General features: G+C 39.7%; 22 protein-coding genes and 1 tRNA gene. 16 read left to right on the forward strand and 7 right to left on the reverse strand.

All coding sequences use genetic code 11. The features are described 5' to 3' along the window. Window positions 1-33 precede the first annotated feature (33 nt). From MTBBW1_RS07905 to MTBBW1_RS07930, 6 genes are all read left to right on the forward strand, one after another. Window positions 34-1,221, forward strand: coding sequence for an ABC transporter ATP-binding protein (locus MTBBW1_RS07905; RefSeq protein WP_245809300.1), 1,188 nt, complete (start codon window positions 34-36; stop codon window positions 1,219-1,221). Beyond that, window positions 1,218-1,937, forward strand: a complete 720-nt coding sequence (locus MTBBW1_RS07910; RefSeq protein ID WP_080801663.1) for a gamma-glutamyl-gamma-aminobutyrate hydrolase family protein — start codon at window positions 1,218-1,220, stop codon at window positions 1,935-1,937. Before MTBBW1_RS07905 ends, MTBBW1_RS07910 begins: the two co-directional genes overlap by 4 nt. Before the next feature lie 530 nt (window positions 1,938-2,467). Continuing rightward, the gene (locus MTBBW1_RS07915; protein WP_080801664.1) at window positions 2,468-2,668 is read left to right on the forward strand and encodes a hypothetical protein; all 201 of its coding nucleotides are present in this window, start codon (window positions 2,468-2,470) and stop codon (window positions 2,666-2,668) included. Window positions 2,669-2,707: 39 nt separating this feature from the next. Further along, window positions 2,708-3,250, forward strand: coding sequence for an NUDIX hydrolase (locus MTBBW1_RS07920; protein ID WP_186441157.1), 543 nt, complete (start codon window positions 2,708-2,710; stop codon window positions 3,248-3,250). Between the two features lie 509 nt (window positions 3,251-3,759). Further along, entirely contained in the window at window positions 3,760-4,281 is a 522-nt protein-coding gene (gene rbr, locus MTBBW1_RS07925; RefSeq protein ID WP_080801666.1) for a rubrerythrin, read from the forward strand. 177 nt (window positions 4,282-4,458) lie between these two features. Then, window positions 4,459-6,288: an SWIM zinc finger family protein gene (locus tag MTBBW1_RS07930; protein ID WP_080801669.1), complete on the forward strand. Its 1,830-nt coding sequence runs from the start codon at window positions 4,459-4,461 to the stop codon at window positions 6,286-6,288. A 426-nt stretch (window positions 6,289-6,714) separates the two neighbouring features. On the opposite strand, the gene MTBBW1_RS07940 is transcribed toward MTBBW1_RS07930, so the two are convergent. The 5 genes from MTBBW1_RS07940 to MTBBW1_RS07960 all read right to left on the reverse strand — a co-directional run bounded on the left by MTBBW1_RS07940 (window position 6,715) and on the right by MTBBW1_RS07960 (window position 12,867). Beyond that, window positions 6,715-7,119 (reverse strand): Hsp20/alpha crystallin family protein, encoded by a 405-nt coding sequence (locus MTBBW1_RS07940; RefSeq protein ID WP_080801676.1) that lies wholly within the window; start codon window positions 7,117-7,119, stop codon window positions 6,715-6,717. A 107-nt stretch (window positions 7,120-7,226) separates the two neighbouring features. Next, window positions 7,227-7,700 carry an Hsp20/alpha crystallin family protein gene (locus MTBBW1_RS07945; protein ID WP_186441158.1) on the reverse strand — a complete coding sequence of 158 codons (474 nt, stop codon included), beginning with the start codon at window positions 7,698-7,700 and terminating at the stop codon, window positions 7,227-7,229. Window positions 7,701-7,975: 275 nt separating this feature from the next. Beyond that, window positions 7,976-8,653, reverse strand: a complete 678-nt coding sequence (locus MTBBW1_RS07950) for a Crp/Fnr family transcriptional regulator (RefSeq protein WP_080801678.1) — start codon at window positions 8,651-8,653, stop codon at window positions 7,976-7,978. Beyond that, a complete protein-coding gene (locus MTBBW1_RS07955) occupies window positions 8,653-11,811 on the reverse strand; it encodes a PAS domain-containing hybrid sensor histidine kinase/response regulator (protein ID WP_080801682.1) in 3,159 nt (1,052 codons plus the stop codon). The genes MTBBW1_RS07950 and MTBBW1_RS07955 overlap by 1 nt, the downstream gene beginning before the upstream one ends. Beyond that, a complete protein-coding gene (locus MTBBW1_RS07960) occupies window positions 11,812-12,867 on the reverse strand; it encodes an HD-GYP domain-containing protein (protein WP_080801684.1) in 1,056 nt (351 codons plus the stop codon). Between the two features lie 628 nt (window positions 12,868-13,495). Here MTBBW1_RS07960 and MTBBW1_RS07965 point away from each other — a divergent pair. From MTBBW1_RS07965 to MTBBW1_RS08010, 10 genes are all read left to right on the forward strand, one after another. Next, window positions 13,496-14,290, forward strand: a complete 795-nt coding sequence (locus tag MTBBW1_RS07965; protein ID WP_080801687.1) for a sulfite exporter TauE/SafE family protein — start codon at window positions 13,496-13,498, stop codon at window positions 14,288-14,290. Window positions 14,291-14,521: 231 nt separating this feature from the next. Beyond that, window positions 14,522-15,457, forward strand: a complete 936-nt coding sequence (locus tag MTBBW1_RS07970; protein ID WP_080801690.1) for an NADH-quinone oxidoreductase subunit B family protein — start codon at window positions 14,522-14,524, stop codon at window positions 15,455-15,457. Between the two features lie 234 nt (window positions 15,458-15,691). After that, entirely contained in the window at window positions 15,692-17,290 is a 1,599-nt protein-coding gene (locus tag MTBBW1_RS07975) for a nickel-dependent hydrogenase large subunit (RefSeq protein ID WP_080802079.1), read from the forward strand. A gap of 415 nt (window positions 17,291-17,705) precedes the next feature. Then, window positions 17,706-18,230 (forward strand): hypothetical protein, encoded by a 525-nt coding sequence (locus MTBBW1_RS07980; RefSeq protein ID WP_080801693.1) that lies wholly within the window; start codon window positions 17,706-17,708, stop codon window positions 18,228-18,230. Between the two features lie 160 nt (window positions 18,231-18,390). Next, complete coding sequence (locus MTBBW1_RS30320) at window positions 18,391-18,591, forward strand: Rpn family recombination-promoting nuclease/putative transposase (RefSeq protein WP_222424020.1); 201 nt, start codon at window positions 18,391-18,393, stop codon at window positions 18,589-18,591. A 99-nt stretch (window positions 18,592-18,690) separates the two neighbouring features. Further along, entirely contained in the window at window positions 18,691-21,063 is a 2,373-nt protein-coding gene (locus MTBBW1_RS07990; RefSeq protein WP_080801696.1) for a PAS domain-containing hybrid sensor histidine kinase/response regulator, read from the forward strand. Continuing rightward, window positions 21,060-21,944, forward strand: a complete 885-nt coding sequence (locus MTBBW1_RS07995) for an Hpt domain-containing protein (protein WP_080801699.1) — start codon at window positions 21,060-21,062, stop codon at window positions 21,942-21,944. Before MTBBW1_RS07990 ends, MTBBW1_RS07995 begins: the two co-directional genes overlap by 4 nt. 32 nt (window positions 21,945-21,976) lie before the next feature. Beyond that, complete coding sequence (locus MTBBW1_RS08000; RefSeq protein ID WP_080801701.1) at window positions 21,977-23,155, forward strand: diguanylate cyclase; 1,179 nt, start codon at window positions 21,977-21,979, stop codon at window positions 23,153-23,155. Between the two features lie 126 nt (window positions 23,156-23,281). Beyond that, the gene (locus tag MTBBW1_RS08005; protein ID WP_186441159.1) at window positions 23,282-23,647 is read left to right on the forward strand and encodes a sirohydrochlorin chelatase; all 366 of its coding nucleotides are present in this window, start codon (window positions 23,282-23,284) and stop codon (window positions 23,645-23,647) included. A gap of 193 nt (window positions 23,648-23,840) precedes the next feature. Beyond that, window positions 23,841-23,925, forward strand: a tRNA-Leu gene (locus MTBBW1_RS08010). A 99-nt stretch (window positions 23,926-24,024) separates the two neighbouring features. On the opposite strand, the gene MTBBW1_RS08015 is transcribed toward MTBBW1_RS08010, so the two are convergent. Then, window positions 24,025-24,285 (reverse strand): type II toxin-antitoxin system RelE family toxin, encoded by a 261-nt coding sequence (locus MTBBW1_RS08015; RefSeq protein WP_222424011.1) that lies wholly within the window; start codon window positions 24,283-24,285, stop codon window positions 24,025-24,027. Beyond that, window positions 24,278-24,580 (reverse strand): hypothetical protein, encoded by a 303-nt coding sequence (locus MTBBW1_RS08020; RefSeq protein WP_080801709.1) that lies wholly within the window; start codon window positions 24,578-24,580, stop codon window positions 24,278-24,280. The genes MTBBW1_RS08015 and MTBBW1_RS08020 overlap by 8 nt, the downstream gene beginning before the upstream one ends. Between the last annotated feature and the right edge of the window lie 79 nt (window positions 24,581-24,659).

Below are 24,659 nucleotides of genomic sequence, written 5' to 3' on the forward strand. Positions count from 1 at the left end.
GCAATGTCAGAGACCATCAATAAATGAAAAGTAATGACAAAAAACATGAACTCCCAAAATAACACTGAAAAAGTACTTTCTGTAAGGGGTCTTAAAGTCTATTTTCCCGTAAAAAAAGGAATCTTCAAAAAAACAGTCGGCCATGTCAAAGCTGTTGATGGTGTCTCTTTTGATATCTACAGAGGAAAAACTCTGGGGCTTGTGGGCGAATCCGGCTGCGGCAAAACAACTGTTGCCAAGGCAATTGTAAAACTTGTCCATGCCCATGAAGGTGAAGTGATATGCAAGGGGACAGACCTATTAACAGCTAAACCGTCAAAGCTCAGGGAGCTTAGAAAGCATATCCAGATGATATTTCAGGATCCGTTCTCATCCCTTGATCCTAAAATGACTGTGGGCAATATTATAGGAGAAGCTGTAAAATTTCACAGACCAGATGAAGATACGGAAAAACTGGTACTGAATTATATGGAGATCACAGGACTTAGGGGAGAGTATTATAAGCGTTATCCCCATGAATTCTCCGGCGGGCAGCGCCAAAGAATTGGTATTGCAAGGGCACTTGCAACAGAGCCTTCTATTGTGGTTGCAGATGAACCGGTCTATGCCCTTGATGTCTCTGTTCAGGCAAAGGCGTTGAATCTTATGAAGAACCTTCAGCAACGCCTTGATCTTTCATATCTTTTTATCACCCACGATCTTTCAGTTGTAAAGCACATTTCCCATCAAATTGCTGTTATGTATCTTGGGAGTATTGTGGAAATTTTCAATTCAAAAGATCTTAAAAATAAAACAGTTCACCCTTACACCAGGGCACTGATTTCAAGCATACCATCTTCGACTCCTGGACAAAAACGCGAAGAGATTATTCTTCAAGGAGAAATTCCCTCTCCCATGAATGCTCCGCCGGGCTGTAAATTCCAGACAAGATGTCAATATAAAACTTCCATATGCGAAAAGGTGAAACCGGAACTTGAACCGATCAACTCATCTTCAATCTCCAGCGCGCAAAAATCACCACTGGGAGCATCAAACCTACCACCGGTGCAATCACACAATTCAGTTTCAACCATGCCAAACAGAAATAAACATTTACAGGGAAATATACCAGCCTCTGAATTAACCCATCTTGTTGCATGCCACAACTGGCGATCTCTGCCCTTCAATATAGACAATCTGCACTTCAATATAGACAAAAAAGCTGGAAACATTGCTCCATGAAACCTGTAATCGGTATTACAACCCATCTTGATAACAGCCGCCCCCAAAAGATATATGCTGCTGTCAGCAACAGTTATGTTCAATCAATTTTAATGGCAGGTGGGATTCCTGTAATGCTCCCTGTGGTTGAAGATCAGGATATGGCAGCAGAATACCTTTCTGTTATTGACGGACTGCTTCTGTCAGGTGGAGAAGATGTATGCACAATGGTCTATGGAGAGAACCCCATAAAAGAGGTTGAGATGTTCTGCCCCCAGCGGGACAGCTTTGAAATAAATCTTTTTGCTGCGGCAATTGAACAGAACATGCCGGTACTTGGAATATGTAGGGGACTTCAGGTTATGAATACAGCACTTGGCGGGACTTTATATCAGGATATCTTCACCCAGTGCAAAAATATCCTTGGGCACCTGCCAAGACGACTTCCTGTTGATACTCTCTACCACACAATAAGCATCAAAGAGGATTCCATACTCTTTGATATTTTCGGCAAAAATGAGCTTCGGGTAAACTCATACCACCATCAGGCAGCAAAAGATGTGGCTGATGCCTTCAGACCAACTGCTTTTTCAACGGATAATATCATTGAAGGAATTGAACATTTAAGCAGAACATTTGTAATAGGAGTGCAGTGGCATCCGGAGGATCTGACTGTCAAGCACCCCCATTTTATAAAACTTTTTAAAGCTCTTGTTGATGCTGCATCCCGGGACTGATAGAAAAGACAAAAGACTTCAACATCAACAGTGCCTTCGGTTCAAAATTTCTTGAACCTACTTGATTATGTTTTCTGGTTTAATTCCAGTGGAATCAGATTTTTCTACCTGTTTTCCCGTCACCTGACAGGAATTTCTCATTCATGTTGAAATTCCCATTTTGGGAAGAATATAGAGCTGCATCAACAGATACACTCCAATAATAACAATAAAAAGGACTATTTCCTGCATTATGGGTGACCTCCTTCTATTATGAAATAAATTATTTTTATTTATCCTGACTTTACCGTGAAAATACCCCTCATCATTTTCATAATCGGGGGTGGCACTGCAAAGACAAGGCATTCCTTGTCTCTACTGCCATGATGGTTTAATCCATTCAACCAGATGCTGTTAAATTCAATAACCATCTTATGATCACTCAAGTTCATGAAAGTCAGAATATGTTTTAACGCTAAATGTATGCACTACAAATAAGGATACAAGGGCACAAATCATATTTTTCAACAATTTAAAGGATTAAAATGCAAATGGGTAAATGCCGAAACCACCCGGACAGGGAGACACCATACCAGTGCATGAAACACAACTATTTTCTATGTAACGAATGCCTTCAATGCAGTGACCCCGATATTTACTGCAAATTCAGATCATCATGCCCTATTCACTTCTCTTCCAAAAAAGGCTTTGACAAGGAAGAAGAGAAAGAAAAGACAGAGATCAACGGATAGATCATTGATGAAAACAATGACAGATTGACGAGGAAAAAGATGACTATTAATTTCTGTTCCAACTGTGGCGGTCCAATGGAACAACGTATTCCCGAAGCAGATGACCACATAAGATCTGTTTGCAAACACTGCGGATTTATACACTATCTAAACCCCAAAACAGTGGTTGGGACAATTCCTGAATATAAGGATAAAATCCTTTTATGCCGCAGAAATATTGAACCACAAAAAGGTAAATGGACTTTACCGGCAGGTTATCTTGAAAACGGCGAAAGCGTTCAGGACGGTGCGGCAAGAGAAACCCTTGAGGAGACCCTTGCAAACGTTAAAATAATTGAGCCATACCGAATGTTCAACATTGTACATGTTAACCAGATCTATGTTATGTTCAGAGCCACTCTTCCCTCACCGGAATTTGGCCCCACAAAGGAGAGCATGGATGTTCGTCTCTTCCATGAAAAAGATATTCCATGGGAAAACATAGCATTCAAGGTCATAAAAGAGACCCTTAGAAATTATTACTGTGACAAAAAGAAAGGTATATACCCATTCAAGGTTGGGGATATTCATCGACACAGTTGAAATTTTCTGCTTCATTTTTTAGCATCCTTCATATGACCTCAAAAGTACTTTACACTTTGAAAATGATACTCCCTTAAAAATGGGTCTATCTTTCTGAAAAGTGTAAAGAGGTGAATGAAGCATGCCCATTTTTTTAAGGAGCATTTCCTGTTCAATTTTCTGCCTGCACATCTGGCAACATCTTTTATAAGAAAGTCCATGTCTTTTAAGGCTCTAAATAACTTGCCCATTTAAACCAGAGAACCCGGGCATCCCGCCCGCTTCATTAATCAAAATGGGAATGTTATTTCGTGCTCATTCCTTATTGCAAACATTATGACAGAGTTTATCACTTTAGCCACCTTTGTGAATAAAAAATTGATAAATCATTAACAGTCAAAAGTGTTTGGAATTTGTTTGAAATCATATTTGCTTTATGGTTAAATACCAGCAATCTTTTAACAAAGAGGTACCCATTAATAACCTTTCTATTCAACTTTTTAATCCAAATACAAAACAAGGAGAATTTAATGAGCAAGACAACCGAAAATCTCAAAGCAGCATTTGCAGGTGAATCCCAGGCACGGAATAAATATACCTATTTTGCAGAAGTTGCAAAAAAAGAGGGCTACCATTACATTGCAAAGGTCTTTGAAGAGAGTGCAGATAATGAGAAACGACATGCAAAGGATCATTTCAAGCTGCTTGGAGGGATAGGTGATACAGTTGCAAACCTTAAGGAGGCAATTGCAGGTGAGGATTATGAAACTGTTACCATGTACCCTGATTTTGCAAAAGATGCAGAAGAAGAGGGAAACAAGGAGGCTGCCAACCTTTTCAAACAGATAGGCAAAATTGAAGCACTTCACAGAGACCGCTATAAAAGATGCCTTGAAATGGTAGAAAAAGGGACAGTCTTTAAGAGGGAAAAACCCATAAAATGGAAATGCAGCCTTTGCGGATATACCCATGAAGGAACAGAGCCACCTCCGCAATGCCCAAGCTGCAAACATCCTAAAGAGTATTATGAACCTGCAAGTATGGATATTTAAAAACACTTTTGGCACCTTCATTTCTTGCTTGACGCTTTCATAAACTATTGCATTGTCAGCACTTGATTTTAGGGTAGCACTTGATTTTAGGGTTCTCAGATAAAATCATCAGATGAAAACCCGGTAGAGACAAGGCATGCCTTGTCTCTCAAAAAAACGCAACACATGAAATGAAGGATGCCGGAACTATTCATTGAAATGGACAACGATATGATAATCAACGGATTAAATGACTCTTTGATCAAGCGCCACTCCACCGCATCATCTTATAAAAAAGGTGAGAAGTATTTCAAAAAAGAACAAATTCTTTCCATGGAACGTCACGGAAACCGTCTCATTTCAATAATACAGGGAGAAGATCCAACGCCCAGAAAAACAGACATCAGCTTTGATGAAGGCGGACTTCTGAAACTCTCCTGCAACTGCAATGCAGAAAAAGGCTACTGGTGTGATCATATTGTGGCAACCCTGCTGGGAGCGTTTCATGACCCTGACAAAATAGTTCATCGCCCTGCCCTAAAAGAACTTCTTCAAAAAAAAGATGGCAATACACTTAAAAAAATAATCCATAAAATCGCAGAAAACAACAGCGATATGGAACACCTTTTCATACGTTATTTAATAGAATCAGACGATAACGATCTCTTGTCTGATACCAACACCATGAACGATCCTGGTTCTGGCTTATCCCTTCCTGCCAATCCTTTGGTTGATCCCGCTCCATTTGCAAGTAAGGTAACCTATATTATAAAAAAATATGAGGGGCAACACAGGGATTATGAAGGCCTTGAACAGATTTCAGAAGTAATGAATGAAGCTCTAGATTTCATAAAACAGGGAGATGGCAGAAGTGCAATTTCAGTTATGGAAGGAATTATAGAAGGTTATGTTAAACAGTGGTTTAACCTTGACGGATCTTACGGAGATACAGGGCTTTTTTTTGAAGACCTTGATATGGGTATGGCCAAAGCAATTCTTTGCACTGCCATTACAAAAGACGACAGGAAAAAATTGAACAAAAAAATAGCTGTCTGGGAAGACAATGTTACGGGATATGGCATTGAACACCCCTTTGTGTTGAGCAAAAGTGCCCTTCAACAGGGATGGGATGATCCAATATTACAAAAAATTCTTGATGGCGAAACCGTAACAGAATCCCTGTGGCCGGTCAAGATACCTGAACATGCTCCTATTTTTACACTTATACGCCTTGAAATTCTTGAAATCCGTAAACAATATTCAGAATATCTTAATCTTGCCCTTCACGAGAAATGTTATTTTGAATACCTTATGATGCTCACCAAAACAGGCCAATGCAAAGAAGCTATAAAAAATGCAGACAAAATGCTGCGTAGCGGCCGCGAAGCATTGACTCTTGCAGAAGCTCTCAGGGAACAAGGCCTTCTTGAGTATGCAATGGAGATAGCACGCATTGGAATATCACTTGATAAACCTCCAAGTGCACAACTTGCACTCTGGTTAAGCGAAAGGTGTGATGCTGTGGGAGATAGGGAAGAGGCTGTCAACTATATGATTGTGGCGTTTAAAAGTGCTCCATCCTTTAATGATTTCCTTAGAATCCGAGAAATGTGTGAAAATGAAAAGTGGCCTGCAATAAGAAATCAACTGCTTAAAAATCTGGGTAAAGGAAATTCATTCTTCTCTCTGTCTGATATTATTGACATTTTCATTCACGAAAACATGATCAACAGGGCAATATCCCTTGTGGACAAAGAGACATACTGTTACAGAGAGGTAATCCGCGTTCTGGAAGCTGCAATAAAGGAAAAACCCGAATGGGTAATAGAAAATGCATCAAAAAGAGCTGAGGAGATTTTGGACTCTGCCAATGCAAAACATTATAACAAGGCTGTTAATTTTCTCAAAAAAGCCCGAAAAGCTTATAAAGAGACAAAAGCTGTGGATATATGGAATGACTACAAAGACAACCTCTTAAAGAAACACTCCAGAAAATCAAAATTCAAGGGTTTGATGGAAAAATTATAATCATATAACGTACATGGCTGATTACCGCCACAATCGAAGGGATGAAAGTCTTTTTTAAAACAGGCTGTTACCGAGACTTTCATATAACGTACATGGCTGATGATAGCCACAATCGAAAAGATGAAAGTCGTTTTAAAAACAGGCTGTTACCGAGACTTTCATATAAAACCTTTCAATAGCATATATTGGCATCCTTCATATCATACAAAAAAAGACTTTACACTTTCCGTAACAAGATCCCCGAAAAACGGAGATTATGTTCGGGAAAGTGTAAATTGGCAAATGAAAGATGCCCATATTTTTTTGATAATCATAAAAATGCCTCACACACAAGGATTAACTATGATTGCAATGGCAGGGATATAGTAGTGGTAAGGATACTTTTAAAGATGCCCCCAACCGTAAAGTTGAGGGTATCTTTAGATATTATCCATTACTTACCGTGATTTTTCTGGGTACAGCTTTGGCTACCTTGGGCAGAATAACCTTGAGCACACCATCGTTAAAATTTGCCTCTATGCTATCCTGCTGAATGGCTTCTGAAAGGGTAAACTGCCTGTAATATTTGCCTATCCCAAATTCGATAAGCACATTAGATTCTTTGCCGTCCTCCCAAGGTTTGATATCTCCGGTAAGTGTTAAAATTCCCTCTTTTAAGTCAATTCCAATTCCGTCTGTTGAAACTCCCGGCATATCGGCCAGCATAATGATTTCCCTGTCATTTTCATATATATCAACGGATGGAGTAAAAACAGGTCCTGGTCTTGTATGTTCTGTGGAAGAAGAGACCTCCTGCTTTTCCTTTACCTGTAACTCTTTTGTCTCGACCATTTTATTTTCCTCCATTATATTTTAGTATCTTCATATTGATTCTTGCTCAAAAAAAGAATTTGATGAGAGGTTCATGGGTTGCGCTATAGAGTTGCGGTTTTCCCACGTTAATTTACATTAATCTTTCTGGGTTTTGCAGCTTCACTTTTGCCCGCTGTTACAGTAAGAAGTCCGTTTACCATTGAAGCTGTAACCTTTTCCGGGTCAACATCCCCTGGAAGAACAATTCCCCGTGAAAATTTGCCGCCCTCCCTCTCTCTTCTGTGATATTTTATATTTTCCTCACAGCAGGCAGTATTTCTCTCTCCGGATATTGTAAGATTTCTTCCGTTAACCTGTATGTCAAGCTCTTCTGCCTTTATACCCGGCAACTCGGCACGTACAAAATATTTCTCTTCATTCTCTGTAATATTCAATGCCGGAAAAACTCCTGCCTTAAAAAAATGAGGCAAATATGAAGAACCGGAACTATCAAACAACCGATTCAAACGATCCATATCTTTCCTTAACTCATCCATCCCGAAAAAAGGATGACTCCAACCTGTTGCTGCCGGAAAATTCAACATTCTTCTTGTTATCATGGCATATCCTCCTTCTTTTACGTTCAGGGGCGTATTAAAAGCACAGTTAATCTCTTTTGACTATCTTATAAGCCCCTTTATATTATTAATTAAACTGACTCAACAACGTATTACAATTTGTTTTATTACTTAATCTCAACTTGTGCAAAAAGTAATGAGTCTTTTTTAATAGTCAAGGGTAATTGAATAATTTTTTGTTAAAAAAGGATGGGAAAAGAGTCTCGAATGAAATTTTGAGTTGCTTGTTTTGGGGAGAATATAGCGAGAGGAAAATGCTATCCAGATTCAGCGACATCAGCAAGGGCATCAGGATCCACAATAGTTATGACATTTCGATCAATATTGATAACTCCATCTGTTGAAAGTCTGTTAAAAATCCTTGAAACACTTTCAGGTGTTGTACCAAGAAGTCCGGCAAGCTGATTTTTGGAAACCGGTAACTTCAAAGATGCAGGATATTTCTGCTCACGTTCAAGAACCATAAGATACGAGGCAAGCCTTGCAGGCACATCTTTCAGTGATAAATTTTCCACCATAACTGTAAACTGACGAAGACGCATTGATAGTACAGCAAGCATGTTCAAAGATAGAGAGGAATTTGTTGCAATGACTTCAATGAACTCCTTTCTGGGCAAAAAGATAACAGTAGCATTAGTGACAGCAATGGCAGACGCAGGAAAATTTTTACCTGCAAAAACAGGAACTTCACCAAAAGGTTTTCCAGGCCCGTAAATGTGGAGAATCTGCTCCTTGCCGCCAAATGATAGCTTGAAGATTTTAACCTTACCGCTTCGGACTATGTAGAAACCTCTACCCGGATCTCCCTCTGCAAATATCATCTCTGCTTTTGCAAAATTCTGCAACCTGGCGATCCCTGCCAAAACAGCAATGTGCTCTTTCTCCAGGCCATCAAAGAGCGGTGTTGAAGCAATTGTTTCCAATATACTATCCATCACATCGTCCTTGTCAGTTTCTGCAACAATTCTGATGCTTTTTTTGCACCTTCAAAATCAAACTGTTCAATTTTATCTTTTACCGGCTTAAGAGTATCGGCGGGCAAATATTGTCCAAGCTCTTCAAGAAAAGGTTCACAGGCATCAGGGCTGTATTCATCAAATGAATCAGTCAATTTTGATATCAGCATAATAACAGAATCAAAATCAAATGGTTTCAATTCAGATAAATTTGGTGAGGATTTGTCACCAACAAAAGGGATGGTATCGTTATAACTATCTTGCAGCTCATTCTGAATCATATCTTTACTTCTATTTTTATTTCTGTTTTTTGTTAAATCATACTCTTTCCAGAATGGATTCTCAGAAAACGCCTCCATCTGCCTTATCATCCAGGGAAGCTTACCGATTTCAGCTTTAAGAGAGGTCAGAAACACTGCAATATCATCTATTTTACCTTCTCTTGCAAGAGAATCCATTCCAACAAAAATGTCATAGCAATCAGAAAGAGAGAGATTTCCGGAAAGCCCCTTCATTGAATGGGTGACAATACGCAGTTCACTTATATTCTGGCTTTCAATTAATGTTTCAATTTTGCCAGGCAAGTCTCTGTTATTCTGATAAAATATTTCAATCCGCTTTTTAAAGGTCAAAGGGTCGCCCCAGTTATCCATTGCCCTTTTCATGTCTATTCCACTGAAACCATCATAAATATCATTCAGGGATGAGTAGTCAGTACCATTAAAATGAAAAGCATTTTTTACAATATCAGCATTTCCGGATTTTATGGGCAACTTATTTGGCTGGTCATCTCCGATTGATAAAGATGATGATTCGTATGAAGAGTCCATCGGGGAAGATCCTGGAACAGAAGAAATGGTCGCAATCCCCTCTTTTTTCATCTGAATCAATCTAGGAATCAGCATAAGCAGCTCCTTGAAATTGATAGGTTTTGATATTACAGCATCCATACCTGTCTTTAAATATAACTTTTTATCCTCTTCCATGTTACTTGCGGTAAAGGCTATAATGGGAATGGAACTCTCTGTACCCTTTTCAAGTTCCCTTATCTTTCTGGTTGCTTCAATACCATCCATCTCCGGCATGTGAACATCCATTAAAATAATATCAAACCCACCCTTTTTAAAAAGTTTAACTGCCTCAATACCGTCATTTGCACCAACTACCTTATATGAGAACCGCTGCAAAAAAAGTTTTACCAAAAGGATATTCTCATCAAGATCATCAGCCATTAAGATATTCAAGTCATCTTCAGATGTTTTACGGCACACTTTACCGCGAAAAGCCTCATCATCATTTTCATGGTCTGGGGATGCCGTTGAAGTCGGCCATAAAGGTGTAGTGTTATCATATTCAGGACTTTGCATATCCATGGTTATTTTTTCCTTGAGCTTTGATCCATCCAGAGCATCAAACTGCTCCGAATCACTATAGACAGACATTTTTACTGTAAAATAGACAACTGTTCCCTTTCCAGGTTCACTTTCAAACCATATATTGCCACCCATCATCTCCACAAGGTGTTTAGCAATTGTGGTTCCAAGCCCTGTACCACCAAATCGTCGTGTCATTGATGTATCTACTTGAACAAAAGGATTAAAAATTATACCATGATGCTTTTCAGGAATTCCTATACCTGTATCAGATATCGAGAACAAAAGCATTTCGTTTCCATGGTAAGTGGAGACTGTGATATTAACAGAGCCATGATCTGTAAATTTTACAGCATTACCAGCAATATTCATGAGAATCTGCCCAAGAGACAATGGAGCTCCCTCATAATTTTCAGCAACATCGTGGTGACACTCCCATGAAAACAACAACCCCTTTTGCCTGGCTTTTTTTGATATATCCTCCAGTGTATTTTCAAGAAAAGTTCGAATATCAAAACTTTTGGTCTCCATCACAAATTTACCATTCTCAATTTTACTCAGCTCCAGGATGTCGTTGAGAAGTACCATAAGTGCTGAGGCTGATTTATGGGCAATTGCAAGGCGTTTTCTGTGCTCTTCAGGGAGTGTAAGGTCTTCCATACCAAGATCCAAAAAACCAAGGATTGAATTCATTGGAGTACGGATCTCATGGCTCATATTGGCAAGAAATTCACTTTTAACCATTGCAGATTTCTCTGCCCTTTCTCTGGCTTCAATTATGCGCTGCTCCATGAGTTTCTGCTGTGTGAAATCCGTGATAACAGCAAATGCACCGATCCGTTTTTCCTGTTGATCAAATATAGGTGCAGGACTAACAAGAGATGGGATTTTTTTTCCATCAGGCCTGAGAATATCCATTTCAAAACTGCTTCTGGAGTCCGGAGTCCAGTTACTTATGTATTCTCTAACTCTTTTGCGGTTTTTTTCATCAAGGAAATCATAAACACTTCTTCCTTTAATGGAAGCATCATCCATCCCCATGATACGAAGAAGGGCAGCATTGACCTCCATTGTGTTCAAATGATTATCAAAAAGCCAGAATCCCTGCTCCATGGATGCAATGATATTTTTAAGCCTATATTCGCTGCTGCGGACTGCCTCCTTAACAATATGCTGTTCAGTAATATCTTCCTTAACTGCAACATAGTAATCAATGTTATTGCTACTATCAAAAATCGGTGTGATGATAGCTTTTTCCCAGAACTCTTCCCCATTTTTATTAATATTGCAGAATTCACCCGACCATATATTCCCTCCTGATATGGTATGCCACAAATCTTCGTAAAATTCAGGAGACTGGCGCTTTGCTTTCAGAATACGAGGGTTTTGCCCCACCGCTTCTTCAAAGGAGTAACCTGTCAACTCAGTAAAATATGGATTCACATAGGTTATCTTGCCATCTTTATCAGTTACAACAATAGAAACAGGACTTGTTGCCACAGCCTGGCTCAGTATCCTCATACGGTCATCGGAACTCATATTGACAGTGGAGAATGGGTCAAATATATCAATTTGTTTACCACCCCCCTTTGATATACAGGAATCAATCGGGTCACCATCCTCTATACTATTATCAATCATACTCTTATCAACCCGGGAACTTTGAGAGATATTCTCTTCTTCGTCTCTGTTAGAAGCAAAAGATGTCGATTTTGCCTGTGACCACATTTTTTTCAAATAGTGGACAAATCTATTTTTTGCCATTTATGAATCTCCGTACAGCCTGCCTTTTCTCTGTTCTGTGGTGTCCCAAACATTTTTCAGGCTTCTGACTTCCTTCTCAATATGCAGAAAGCACTCAACAATAGCCGGGTCAAAATGGGTGCCAGAACTTCGCCTGATCTCCTCAACCGCCTCTTCAACCGGCCAGGCATCCTTGTAAGGTCGTATCATTGTCAATGCATCAAAAACATCTGCAACTGCAACAATCCGTGCAGCCTCAGGGATATCCTCCTTTTTAAGACGCCTTGGATAACCAGAACCATCCCATTTTTCATGATGAAACATTGCAACATCCGCAGCCATTGTAAAAAGTGGAGTGTTGCATTTGGATAAAATACTGTGGCCTATTTTAGGGTGAGTCCTCATTATTCTCCACTCATCATCACTTAAAGGGCCTTTTTTCTTAAGAATTTCATCTGGAATGCCAACCTTTCCTATATCATGCATGGGAGATGCGAGCTCAAGCATTGCTGTCTGCTGAACACTCCAGCCAAAACATCGGGCTATTGCCCCTGAATAGGCAGCCATACGCCATATATGCACGCCGGTATCAGTATCATTATAATCACCTGCCTCTCCAAGCATGAACACAGCGGAACGCTGGCTCTCTTCAAGCTCTGCTGTACGTTCCAAAACACGTTTTTCGCATGCAACCTGCTGATCATGGAGAGCAAGGTGACTTGCCACCCTTGCACGGACAATGGATTTTGACACAGGCTTTGTAATATAATCAACACCACCTGCTTCAAATCCTCGGCTTTCATCATCTGTATCGCACATGGCAGTGATAAAAATAACAGGAATAGACGCTGTCTCAGGATGGGATTTCAATCTCCTGCATGCCTCATAGCCATCCATCTTTGGCATCATTACATCCATAAGGATAATGTCAGGCATAACCTTAAGTGCAACTTCAATGGCATTCAATCCATTTATTGCAAAGGAGAGCTGATAATCTCCTCCAAGAATATGTCGCATAAGTTGCAGATTATTTGGTTCATCATCAACAATTAATATGCGCCATTTATGATTATTCATAGGGGTTCCTCGAATTTAACCATGAAGGTTTGGCATGCTTCATAATCACTTTACACTTTCTGAAACAAAACTTCGTTTTCAGGGTGTTTCCCCCAAAAAAGTGTAAAGTACTTTTGTGGGAATATGAAGTATGCCGAAGGTTTAATAATTTGGAGTGTTTGATCTGAAATTTAATTATACAATATAAATAGTTTTTGCAAGCATCAACTTTATCTGATGTTCTCATCAGTCATAAGTTTTCCCAATGAACACTAAATATAGTACTTTCAAGCAATTAAAAAACACAATATATGGTGACGGATTTGAGAACTTACGACTCTTGAGGATGTTGAAACACTGTAAAACTTTACCGTGAAAATGACTATCATTTTTATATTTGGGGGTGATTGATACGTAATCAATCATACCCGTTTAATTCCATGAAGAATGAATTAAATTATCCTTATTTTCAAGGTAATTTCTTGCATATTTCCTTAATATTATCTAAAGATTCTGAAGACATTAAGTATGGGTGATTTATTTTGCACTCATTACTTTCTCATTCGTAAAAGTAATCATATTCAGTTACTTATAAGGGAATAAGCGATTTCAGACTTTACACCTCCTGAACAAAAAGGAAAATACTTTCATGTCTTTTTTTCTGTTGTACATTGCTCTTGGTTCAATTGCAGGAATTCTGGCCGGTCTTCTGGGAATCGGTGGTGGCCTTGTCATAGTTCCTATGCTTACATTCACATTTACAGCACAAGGGTTCCCCCACGAACATATCCTTCATATGGCACTTGGAACATCACTTGCATCTATCCTTTTTACATCATTATCAAGCGTAAGGGCACACAACTCAAGGAAATCAGTTGTATGGCCTGTTGTGTTTAAAATAACGCCTGGCATCCTGACAGGAACATTTACAGGAGCATGGATTGCATCTATGTTATCAACCAATTTTCTAAAGGGTTTTTTCGGATTCTTTCTGTATTACGTTGCAACCCAGATGCTTCTTGGCATTAAACCCAAACCCACAAGAGAAATACCAGGAACAGTGGGAATATTTGGAGTAGGCAGTATTATCGGAGTTTTTTCAAGCCTTGTGGGCATTGGAGGCGGCACATTATCTGTCCCCTTCCTGGTCTGGTGCAATACAGCCATGAGAAGTGCCATCGGCACATCTTCTGCAATCGGTTTTCCCATTGCAGTTTCAGGAACGCTTGGCTATATTATAAATGGCCTGAGAGTTGAAGGGCTTCCATCTCTCAGTTTTGGCTTTGTCCATCTTGTTTCCCTTGGTGGCATTGTCATGGCAAGTGTGCTGACAGCTCCCTATGGAGCAAAACTTGCACACACTCTGCCGGTGGATAAACTAAAAAAGATTTTTGCCGTGCTTCTCTTTCTTGTTGGAACAAGAATGTTTATTGCTATTTTCTAATGCCCCCATGTTTGCTGTTTTTTTCATCACAATGTTCTATAACCTATTGATATATAAAGATTTCAATACAACATTGTGATATCCCCTCAATCATGTGTGTTTTATAAATGGTCTCTGTAACTGACTGTTTTTAAAATCTATTTCATTCCTTCGATTGTGGCGGACATCCGCCATGTTGCTTATCCGAAAACCATAGACAAAATCGCTATGGCACCAAAAAGGAGAAAAATTTTGACAACTCTTTACTGGGTACAAGGTGGCGGATGTGGCGGGGATACCTATTCCCTTTTGAGCAGTGATTTCCTGGATGTCAATGCGCTGTTCAACACCCTTGATCTTGAACTGCTTTGGCATCCATCCATATCAAATATATCCCATACAGCTCACCAGAAAATGCTGGAGAGTATAATATCGGAAAAGATCAAACTTGATATACTAATGGTGGAAGGCTCAATAATCTGCGGACCTGCCGGTACCGGTATGTTTGATACAAAGGATGGAAGAGCAAAAAAAGATCTCATACATATGCTTGCCCACAAAGCAAAATTTGTTATCGCAGTGGGCACATGCGCATCATTTGGTGGCTTTGGCACAGAACATGCTATTGAAGCAACAGGATTACAATTTTTGAGGCGGGAAAAAGGCGGTTTTCTTGGCAATGACTTCACCGCAAAATCGGGTATGCCTGTTATCAACCTTGCAGGGTGTCCATGTCATCACGATGTAATTGCAGGTGCACTCATGGCCATTGCAGGTGACACAGACCTCGAACTGGACAATTTTAATCGTCCCTTAGAGTGGTACAGTACAATGGTTCATCAGGGGTGCACCAGAAACGAATACCATGAATACCGTATTGAAGAGTCTGATTTCGGTGAAATGGGATGTCTTTTTTTTCATATGGGCTGTGCAGGCCCCCTTGTGCCCGGTCCCTGCAACAAGCTTCTATGGAACAGACACTCATCAAAACCCCGGGCAGGAGTGCCCTGTTTTGGATGCACTGATCCGGATTTTCCAAGGGCAACACCTTTTTTTCATACCCCCAACATTGAAGGAATCCCACTGGAACTGCCAAGGGGCGTAAACAGAGCACACTATATGGTTTACAAGGGAATGGCTGCTGAAGCAGCGCCGCTTCGTCTCAAAAAAAGAAGCTCAAAAGTGTGATAGCATTGTAAGCAACAAATTATCCTGATTCAGACAGTGTTGACAAGGCTCAAAAAACCATAGATGTCGTCTTTGAGTAATAAAATAGCAATTTCGGGCATCTTTCATATCTGCTCCAAAGTAGTTTACACTTTTTTGAACAAAATTCACGAAATATGGGAATCGTGCCCGAAAAGTGTAAAACAGGAAATGAAAAATGCCCAATTTCGGCAGCAAAATATAGGAAAAAAACATATGCCAAGAGTCATAAAAGGAATCACAATCCCTGTAAACAGGGCAGAAGGCGATCTTGAAATAAAGATTGACATGACTGATGGTGTCATTACCGATGCCTGGAGCTCCGGAACAATGTACAGAGGTTTTGAGACAATGATGACCGGAAGAGGTGCATTGGATGGTCTTGTAATAACCCCGAGAGTCTGTGGGATATGCAGTCTGACACACCTTTCAGCCGCCGTAAATGCACTTGATATTATCTCTGAAAGCACTCCGCCTGACAATGCCATTCGCCTCCGCAATCTTTCATTGATGGCAGAAACCATTCAAAGCGACATGCGCCAGTCCATTCTGATGTTTATGGCTGATTTTACCAATTCCCAGGCATACCAACACCATTTTCTGTTTGAAGAAGCCACAAAAAAATATCAGCCACTTAAAGGAACATCTGTGATGGATGTAGTAAAAAAGACCAGGCGCCTTATTGAAATTATTGCCATCATAGGTGGACAGTGGCCACATACATCATTTATGGTGCCAGGGGGTGTCACATCCATTCCAGACACACCAAAACTTATGCAGTGCCGCCTTATTGTTGAACAGTTCAGGAACTGGTATGAATCCAGGGTATTGGGCTGTTCAATTGAGAGATGGCAGGATATCTCAAATCTTGCTGACCTTTATGAATGGCTGGATGAAAAACCTGAACATAGTAAAAGCGACGTGGGATTTTTTCTCCGCTTTGCCTTTAAGGCAGGCCTTGACACCTTTGGAACTGCTACAGAAAACTATATATCATTTGGCAATCTTCCTTTTCCGGCTGAAACAACTATTTCAGAAATACTCAAAAAGAGCAAAACAGACCTGTACGATAATCACACCCCCCAGTCCCGGAGCCTGATATCTGCTGGATTTGCAAAAGGCACAACTTTATTTCCACTTGAACCTGAAAAAATCAGAGAAGATATTTCAAGCTCCTGGTTCAAGCCATCTTCTTCAGCAGCTCATCCTTTTGAAGGAGAGACAATTCCCTATGCCTCCGGAAACAGTAGCCAACGATACTCCTGGGTCAAAGCTCCCCGATATGATAATCTGCCGTCAGAGACAGGCCCGCTTGCTGAAATGATCATTGATGGAGAGCCTCTTTTTCACGACATGATAAAGAATAAAGGGGCAACAACACTTACAAGACAACTTGCAAGGATGGTACGTCCTGCAAAGCTGCTGCCTGCAATGACCATATGGCTAAATGAGCTTATGCACAGAAGAAATGAGCCTTTTTACACATCTGTAAAAAACATTCCGGATGGTCAGGGAGCAGGGATGCTCCAGGCCGCCCGCGGAGCCCTTGGACACTGGGTTAAAACAGAAAATCAAAAAATAGCACAATACCAGATAATAACACCAACCTCCTGGAATGCATCCCCAAGGGATTCAGGCACGGTTCGCGGGCCGTGGGAAACAGCACTTATTGGGACTTCTGTAAAATCAATTGAAAATCCGGTTGAAGCAGGTCATGTTATTCGCTCCTTTGATCCGTGCATGGTATGTGCGGTACATACACTGAGGAAAAACAGCAATAATTGTAATCAGCAAAAAAACTCATTTATCATATAACGTACATGGCTGATGACATCGTGCCCCCTTCACCTGCCGTTGCTGTGATTTATCATATAACGTACATGGCTGATGACCGCCACAATCGAAGAGATGAAAGTCATTTTAAAAACAGGATGTTACCGAGACTTTCATATAAACGGCCATGGCAGAACTCTCTGCCACAACGAAGCATGAAAATCCTGAAAAACCTTGAACCACGGGGACTTTCTTATAAAAACCAACATGGCGATTCACCGCCACAATCGAAGATATGAAAGTCGTTGTATATCAGTATGTTATGCAGACTTTCTAATAAAACTCAAGAGTTGTAAGTTCTCGTTTGACATACCATATATGCGCCGTTTTAGTTTAAGGAAGCACTATATGTAGTTATAGAATCGAGAACATATGACTCACGAGATATAAACAACATATGAAAAACAAAATAATATGCATAGGCAACCGTTTTGTTGAAAACGATTGTGCAGGAATCAAGGTCTATGAGTACCTGCTTGAAAAAAGACTTCCTGACAATACTGAGTTGATTGAAGGAGGGATCGCCGGCTTAAACCTGCTTCCTTTTCTTGAGGATGCATCAACAGTGGTTTTTGTGGACAGCATTTCAGGCTTTTCAGGCAAACCTTCGTCCTTGACACCACATGAGCATCATCATAAAAATGGTGAATGCATTTGCAAATACAACAAAGATATTGTTGTTCTGAAAGAAGAAGATATTAAACAGGAACTTAATGACCCGCACTATGGCCACCATTCAGGAGTAGCCTACCTTTTAACAATATTCTCCAACATATACAGAAAAGAGCATAACTGCAATTTTTTCCTGGTAGGGCTTGAAGGTGAGTGCTGTAAAAAAAAGATCGAAGAAGCTGCAAAAAAAGCAATTTTGATCATTAATAAACTACATAAAAACTCAAAATCGACACCTATGATCATTTGAGACTCGCTAATAACGTCTGAATCAGGATGCCCAGGATTAACAGATTAAAAAGATAAGGCAGGATTATCTATCCTGAACATCCTTTTCATCCTGGTTATCCTGGTTCAGACAACTGCAATAACTTATGCAAAAGCAATAAGATGTCGATTTTGAGGATAAAATCTGGCGTGTTAAATTTAAAGGTGAAGGGCTATACCTCTATCTTTTGCTTGAGTTTCAATCATCAGATGACTACTTTATGGCAGTGAGGATAATGACATACATAGGACTTTTATATCAGAATATTATCCGCACCCAAAACCTTAAAAAAGCCCATCTCTTCAAAAGAAGAACTTATTGCAATGGAAATGAAAAAGCTTAAAATTCTGTGCGAATCTATTGAGCAAGAGTGGAAAACTGCTCAGAATTAGCATGCCAAAACTTAACCATTATATTGCCACTAAATTGCATTGACAGAGTTATGGATAAAAATATTGAAGAACTTATGTTAGAGAACCAGATGCTTCGTCAGGAGATCAAAGTCGCCAGGGAAGCTGCTGATATTACTGCAAGGCTTGTGGTGAAACAGTTTGAAAAAACAGAACAGATGCTCAACCGGTTTCAGGCCGCTAATGCCCAGCGTCAGGCTGTTCTGGATGCAGCGACCCAGCTTTCAATCATTGCCACAAATCTCGAAGGAACCATAACTTTGTTCAATCGGGGTGCCAGCAACCTCCTTGGATTTTCAGAGTCTGAGATGGTTGGCAAACGCAATATCTCTTCCATACATCTGCCGGAAGAGCTTTTAAACTATGCAAATCAGCTCACTGGCGTAAAGCCCCTTAAACCAGATGCTGCCAAAATTTTTGATATACATGTTAAACAGCAGATTTCAAGAACAAGTGAGTGGACATATATATGCAAGGATGAAACCTGTCTTACAGTTAACCTCTCAATAACGGCTTTCTATAACGCCAAAGGAGTAATGAAAGGCTATCTCTTCACGGCAATGGACATGAGCAGCCACAAGCAGATGGAGTATGAACTTATACAGGCAATGAAAAGTGCCGAGTCTGCCAATGCATCAAAAGGTGACTTTCTGGCCAGAATGAGCCATGAAATCCGTACCCCCATGAACGGAATACTTGGCATGACACACCTTTTAAGAAAAACAGAACTTGATGGCAAGCAGGGGAACTATCTTGACAAAATCCTGACATCTGCCAACACACTTCTAAATCTGATAAATGATATCCTTGATTTTTCCAAGATTGATGCCGGCAAACTTGAGCTGGAATCCATTGATTTTGACCTTGAGGATGTACTTGCAAATCTTGTAAATGCAATAGGCTTGCAAGCAGAGGAGAAAGGTCTGGAATTTCTTTTCCAGATTGACAGAAATGTACCATGCAAACTCAAAGGAGATCCTTTAAGACTTGGACAGATATTGATGAATCTGGCAAGCAATGCAGTGAAATTTACAGAAAAAGGGGAAATTGTCATCTCAGTTGCCCTTGACGATAGCGACACTGAAAACAAAGTCAGCCCTGAAAAAGCAGCCGTCAACAAAGAAGCAATTCCATCGCCTGATAATTCTTTTTCAAACTGCAATGGATTAACCTGCAGCGATGTTTTTTTAAGATTTTCAGTCAAAGACAGCGGAATAGGACTTAATCCTGAACAGATTGAATTTCTTTTTGAAGCGTTCAGCCAGGCTGATGATTCAATCACCCGCAAGTATGGCGGCACAGGTCTTGGGCTTTCCATATGCAGCCAACTGACTGACATGATGGATGGCAAAATCTGGGCAGAAAGCACACCTGGCAAAGGTACAACCTTTACCTTCACAGTAAAACTCCAATGTTCCCAAACAGTTAAACACCATTTTCTTCACCATATGCCATGCCAGGATATATTTCGTGGAAGAAAAGCCCTTGTTGTTGACGACAACAAGATTGCAAGGGAACTTCTTGTTGACATGCTTACCTCTTTTCAAATGGATGTTGACAGTGCCGTTGATGGTCAAAGTGCACTCAATTGCCTTGAGGAGGCTGTTGCCAAAGGGAAACCCTACGATGTGGTGCTTCTTGACTGGATAATGCCAGGAATGAATGGCATTGAAACAGCACGATGCATAAAGGCAAATGCCGCAATGGCAAATACCCCTTCAATGCTTATGGTAACAGCAAATGGACGGGAAGAAGCAAGGACAGAAGCGGAAAAGGCTGGCCTTAATGCATTTTTGTTAAAACCTGTATATTCATCTGTCATGTATGAGACACTGCTTCAAACCCTTGGAATGGATTACCTTTACCATGGGCAACGCCACAAAACAGGACAAGATATCACAAACCTTAGTAACATGAAAAAAATAGAAGGTGCCAGGGTGCTTCTTGTGGAAGATAACCCCATTAACCAGGAAGTTGCACTTGAATTCCTCAAAGACGCGGGAATAGTCACAAGAGTCGCTAATAATGGAGAAGAATGCCTTAAAATGCTTGATTCAGATACCTTTGATCTTGTGCTTATGGATATTCAGATGCCCATACTGGATGGCCTTGAAACAACACGCATTATAAGAAACCAAAAAAAGCTCATTAGCCTGCCCATTATAGCAATGACAGCCCATGCAATGGCAGGAGATAGAGAAAAGAGCATTGATGCAGGCATGAACGGGCACCTTAACAAACCTGTAGATCACTTTGAGCTCTACAAAATTTTGCAACAATTCATATCTGACAAAAAAAAGATGAGAGAACTCAAAAAGAGCTGCCACCTGAATCCATCTTTCAACCCCAGGACAAAAATCTTACAATTGCAACCATCTCAGAATCAACACAGTTCCCCACAATGAAAGGCATCAATCATCATCAGGCGCTTATGCGTCTTAACAATAAACCCGAAATGCTGCGTAAAATTTTCAATGATTTTAAACAAGATTATGCAGATAAGCCTGCCATGGTAAAAAGGCTGATGAGTCAAGGAGACCTTAAAGAGATCGGAAGAATTGCCCATTCAGTAAAAGGTATCTCCGGTTATATGGGAGCAGAAAATCTTTTAAAAACCGCTGAGTATCTTGAAAATCATATAAAAAAAGCTAATCCTTCATTGCCGCATTCAAATGCCACCACAGACTATAAAAACAAAAACTATTTTAACGCTAAAACATATAGTCATGGAGAGAGTATAAAGGCACCTGTTGAAAAAACAGCAACCTCCGACATAATTGACACAGACCTTGAACAGCCAGTTAACTCCATTTACAAAGGCCAACAATCCTCCAATGGATGCATAGAGCTTGTAAACAACTTTGTTAAAGAACTTGAAGATATTATTGAAACACTCAAACAACTACCATCTTCCACGGAAAAAACAGTTCTTGAAAAAATGCATGAATATGAAGTAAGTTGTAAAATTACGCCTGATGATACCAACCATGAGATGAAAAAATTCAATGAAAGGAGACCTTGCAGCAAAAAAGCTGCCTCAAATGGAAAAACAATTACAAACAAAAAAATCATTTTAGCGGACACTGAAAAAAAGAGACTGGACAACTTCACAGCATTACTTGAAAAAGGTGAGCTGACCGCAATGGATATGCTTCCGGACGTGGAAAAGATACTTATAAAATATGGGCATAATGAAACATTATTAAAAATAACAACATTTATAGATGATATTGAATACCAGGCAGCAGCAGATGCCGTAACCCAATTTATAACCGCCAGTCAGTAAAATACAACATCTGCAACACTACGGAAAACTCAATGGTTAATAAAAGCAAAGCTCGCATTCTTATTGTTGATGATGAAAAGATTAATCTCAGGATTCTGGTTGACCTTCTCAAGGATGACTATGCGCTTGTGCTTGCCAGAAGTGGAGAACAGGCCCTTAGATTCTCCCTACAAAATCCTCCACCTGATCTTATTCTGCTGGATGTTATAATGCCTGACATGGGTGGCTATGAGGTAATCAAAAAACTAAAAGAGCACGATCTGACCAAAGATATCCCTGTTATTTTTGTTACTGCGCTCGATTCCGTTGAAGATGAAGAACATGGTCTTAAATTAGGTGCTGTTGACTACATAACAAAACCTTTTTCACCACCAATAGTTAAAATGAGAATCCACAATCATCTAAGATTTGTACATCAACATAAACTGCTGGATAAACTTGCATACTTAGATGCACTCACCGAAATTTCCAACCGACGCAGATTTGATCAGGTGCTTAAAAATGAATTTTCGAGAGCCATGAGAAATAGTACAAATCTATCCCTTGGAATGATTGATGTTGATTTCTTCAAACAGTACAATGATCATTATGGCCATGCAATGGGAGATCAAGCACTTCACAGAATTGCTTCCGCCCTTGATGATGCGCTTAAACGTCCGGCTGATCTTGTTGCCAGATATGGTGGTGAAGAGTTTGCAATTATTCTTCCTGAAACTGATTCAGATTCAGCAATACAAGTGGCAGAAAGGACAAGAATTGCCGTCATCAGCCAACAAATTCCCCATCTTCACTCAAGTGTATCAGATTATGTCTCAATAAGTATTGGAATAGTCACCGTATGTGCTCTACCTGTAAACAACACAGAAAATTCTTATGAAGCAGACAAGACAAATAATTCTTGTAAAATAGACGAGATGGACAATTTGTCTGCAATACCAGTGCCATCGCCTGATAAAATACCTAATCCAACTACTGCTGAAAATTGTGCAGGAGAAATCTCAAATCTGCATACCAACACAAAACCAGAACGCCCGAATGTCCCGGAAACTATCAAAAATTTTGGTACAAGCACAAAGGAAACTCAAAAAAATAAAATAACCCTTGGCGGATATACCCATGAACTTCTCCTGGAAGAGGCAGACCGTAACCTTTACATTGCAAAGCAAAAGGGAAGAAATCGTATTTTTGCCACCAGAATTGAAAAACAATAAGAGTGTATGCACTATTTTCTCAACCTCTCAAGTCATGGAGAAGGGACCGGGGATTAAGGTTTCATAGCAACACTTTACGCCGGATATTGAAAAAAGGGTACACTCAATAATAAGGAGATTTTAAAATTGAAAGCATTGATCCTGCTTGCCCATGGCAGCAGAAGAGAGGCATCTGCAATTGAAATCAAAAAACTTGCTGAAAGCCTGGAAAAACTTGCAGAGGGCAAATTCGATATAGTGAGAGCGGCATTCATACAGTTTTGCGGCCCTTCATTCAATGAAGTTGTTGAAGAACTCAAAAATCATGAAGTCAACAAAATGGTTGTACTGCCCTACTTTATTTCAGCCGGCAATCATGTTGTCAAAGATATTCCGGAGCTGATTGCCGAAGCAAAAATAAAAAATCCGGACATAACATTTAAAGTTACAGAGCATTTTGGAAGGTTCTCAGCTTTAAAAGAGTTGATTATAAAAGAGACTGTAAAACTTTGAAATATTAACGTTGTCATTTTTTTTATTCCAGGGTTGACTTCATATCCAAATTCATGTAGATAGTGCTCCACATTGGCTCGGAAATCAGGATAGCTCTGGTTTTACAAATAATTTCCTTGGTAAAAATTAGGAATTTTCTTGATAAAATTATTTTTATGTTGAAGGCTATTTCTGATATCTGCCATGATTATATGCCGAAGTGGTGGAATTGGTAGACACGCTAGACTTAGGATCTAGTACCGCGAGGTGTGGAGGTTCAAGTCCTCTCTTCGGTACCATCAATAACAACAAGGGTTTTGGGATTTTTCATTAAATCTCAAAACCCTTTTTGGGGTTTATTGGGCAACACTTTTCCGAAAAACGTGAAAGTATTGTCATTAATACACCTCATCATGATGCTTGAACACATGAAAAGCAACTACACCCTCACTGTCAATAACTTCAAAGATCAAAACAAAGCTACTTATATGAGTTCTCCTGCGATTCTTCAAAACATTCCGCAAAGACTTATAATGATATGGATTTTTTAAAATCTCTTGAATCTTGGATTTTAACCGTTCTTGCAGTGAAAAATCAGATTTAATTTTCTTCAAATCCTTCAAAAAATCTTTTGTATAACGTTCTTTAAAATCATTCACTGCCATCACTCCATATGGAATCAAAAAGAGCATCCCTTTCTGCATCTGAAGAGCAATCCACAAAATCACCTTTTTTCAAACTTTCTTCACTGGCAGCAACTGCTTTGATCAAGTTTTCACTGATTTCATTTTCTGGGGGCATTAAAGAGCCGTCGATATCTATATCGCAATCATTGACATTAATTTCTTTGAGAATGACAGTAAAGAATTTTTGGGGTTGGATATTCATCTCTTTCTGCCAGGTAATAGGAAGGTCTTGACCCCTGACATATTTTTTAATCTTTTCTACTTGCATCTTTTCACACTCCTTTGTTTGGTATTGTATTATATTGGCAAAAGACACAATTGTTCAAGTTCGTCCATGATTTCAATTG

The sequence above is a fragment of the Desulfamplus magnetovallimortis genome (assembly GCF_900170035.1).
In the GTDB taxonomy this organism is placed as follows: domain Bacteria; phylum Desulfobacterota; class Desulfobacteria; order Desulfobacterales; family Desulfobacteraceae; genus Desulfamplus; species Desulfamplus magnetovallimortis.

Coding starts and splice junctions, on each gene's coding strand:
- MTBBW1_RS07905 (WP_245809300.1), top strand. CDS start 34: ATGACAAAAAACATGAACTCCCAAAATAACACTGAAAAAGTACTTTCT.
- MTBBW1_RS07910 (WP_080801663.1), top strand. CDS start 1,218: ATGAAACCTGTAATCGGTATTACAACCCATCTTGATAACAGCCGCCCC.
- MTBBW1_RS07915 (WP_080801664.1), top strand. CDS start 2,468: ATGGGTAAATGCCGAAACCACCCGGACAGGGAGACACCATACCAGTGC.
- MTBBW1_RS07920 (WP_186441157.1), top strand. CDS start 2,708: ATGACTATTAATTTCTGTTCCAACTGTGGCGGTCCAATGGAACAACGT.
- rbr (WP_080801666.1), top strand. CDS start 3,760: ATGAGCAAGACAACCGAAAATCTCAAAGCAGCATTTGCAGGTGAATCC.
- MTBBW1_RS07930 (WP_080801669.1), top strand. CDS start 4,459: ATGCCGGAACTATTCATTGAAATGGACAACGATATGATAATCAACGGA.
- MTBBW1_RS07940 (WP_080801676.1), bottom strand. CDS start 7,119: ATGGTCGAGACAAAAGAGTTACAGGTAAAGGAAAAGCAGGAGGTCTCT.
- MTBBW1_RS07945 (WP_186441158.1), bottom strand. CDS start 7,700: ATGATAACAAGAAGAATGTTGAATTTTCCGGCAGCAACAGGTTGGAGT.
- MTBBW1_RS07950 (WP_080801678.1), bottom strand. CDS start 8,653: ATGGATAGTATATTGGAAACAATTGCTTCAACACCGCTCTTTGATGGC.
- MTBBW1_RS07955 (WP_080801682.1), bottom strand. CDS start 11,811: ATGGCAAAAAATAGATTTGTCCACTATTTGAAAAAAATGTGGTCACAG.
- MTBBW1_RS07960 (WP_080801684.1), bottom strand. CDS start 12,867: ATGAATAATCATAAATGGCGCATATTAATTGTTGATGATGAACCAAAT.
- MTBBW1_RS07965 (WP_080801687.1), top strand. CDS start 13,496: ATGTCTTTTTTTCTGTTGTACATTGCTCTTGGTTCAATTGCAGGAATT.
- MTBBW1_RS07975 (WP_080802079.1), top strand. CDS start 15,692: ATGCCAAGAGTCATAAAAGGAATCACAATCCCTGTAAACAGGGCAGAA.
- MTBBW1_RS07980 (WP_080801693.1), top strand. CDS start 17,706: ATGAAAAACAAAATAATATGCATAGGCAACCGTTTTGTTGAAAACGAT.
- MTBBW1_RS07990 (WP_080801696.1), top strand. CDS start 18,691: ATGGATAAAAATATTGAAGAACTTATGTTAGAGAACCAGATGCTTCGT.
- MTBBW1_RS07995 (WP_080801699.1), top strand. CDS start 21,060: ATGAAAGGCATCAATCATCATCAGGCGCTTATGCGTCTTAACAATAAA.
- MTBBW1_RS08000 (WP_080801701.1), top strand. CDS start 21,977: ATGGTTAATAAAAGCAAAGCTCGCATTCTTATTGTTGATGATGAAAAG.
- MTBBW1_RS08020 (WP_080801709.1), bottom strand. CDS start 24,580: ATGCAAGTAGAAAAGATTAAAAAATATGTCAGGGGTCAAGACCTTCCT.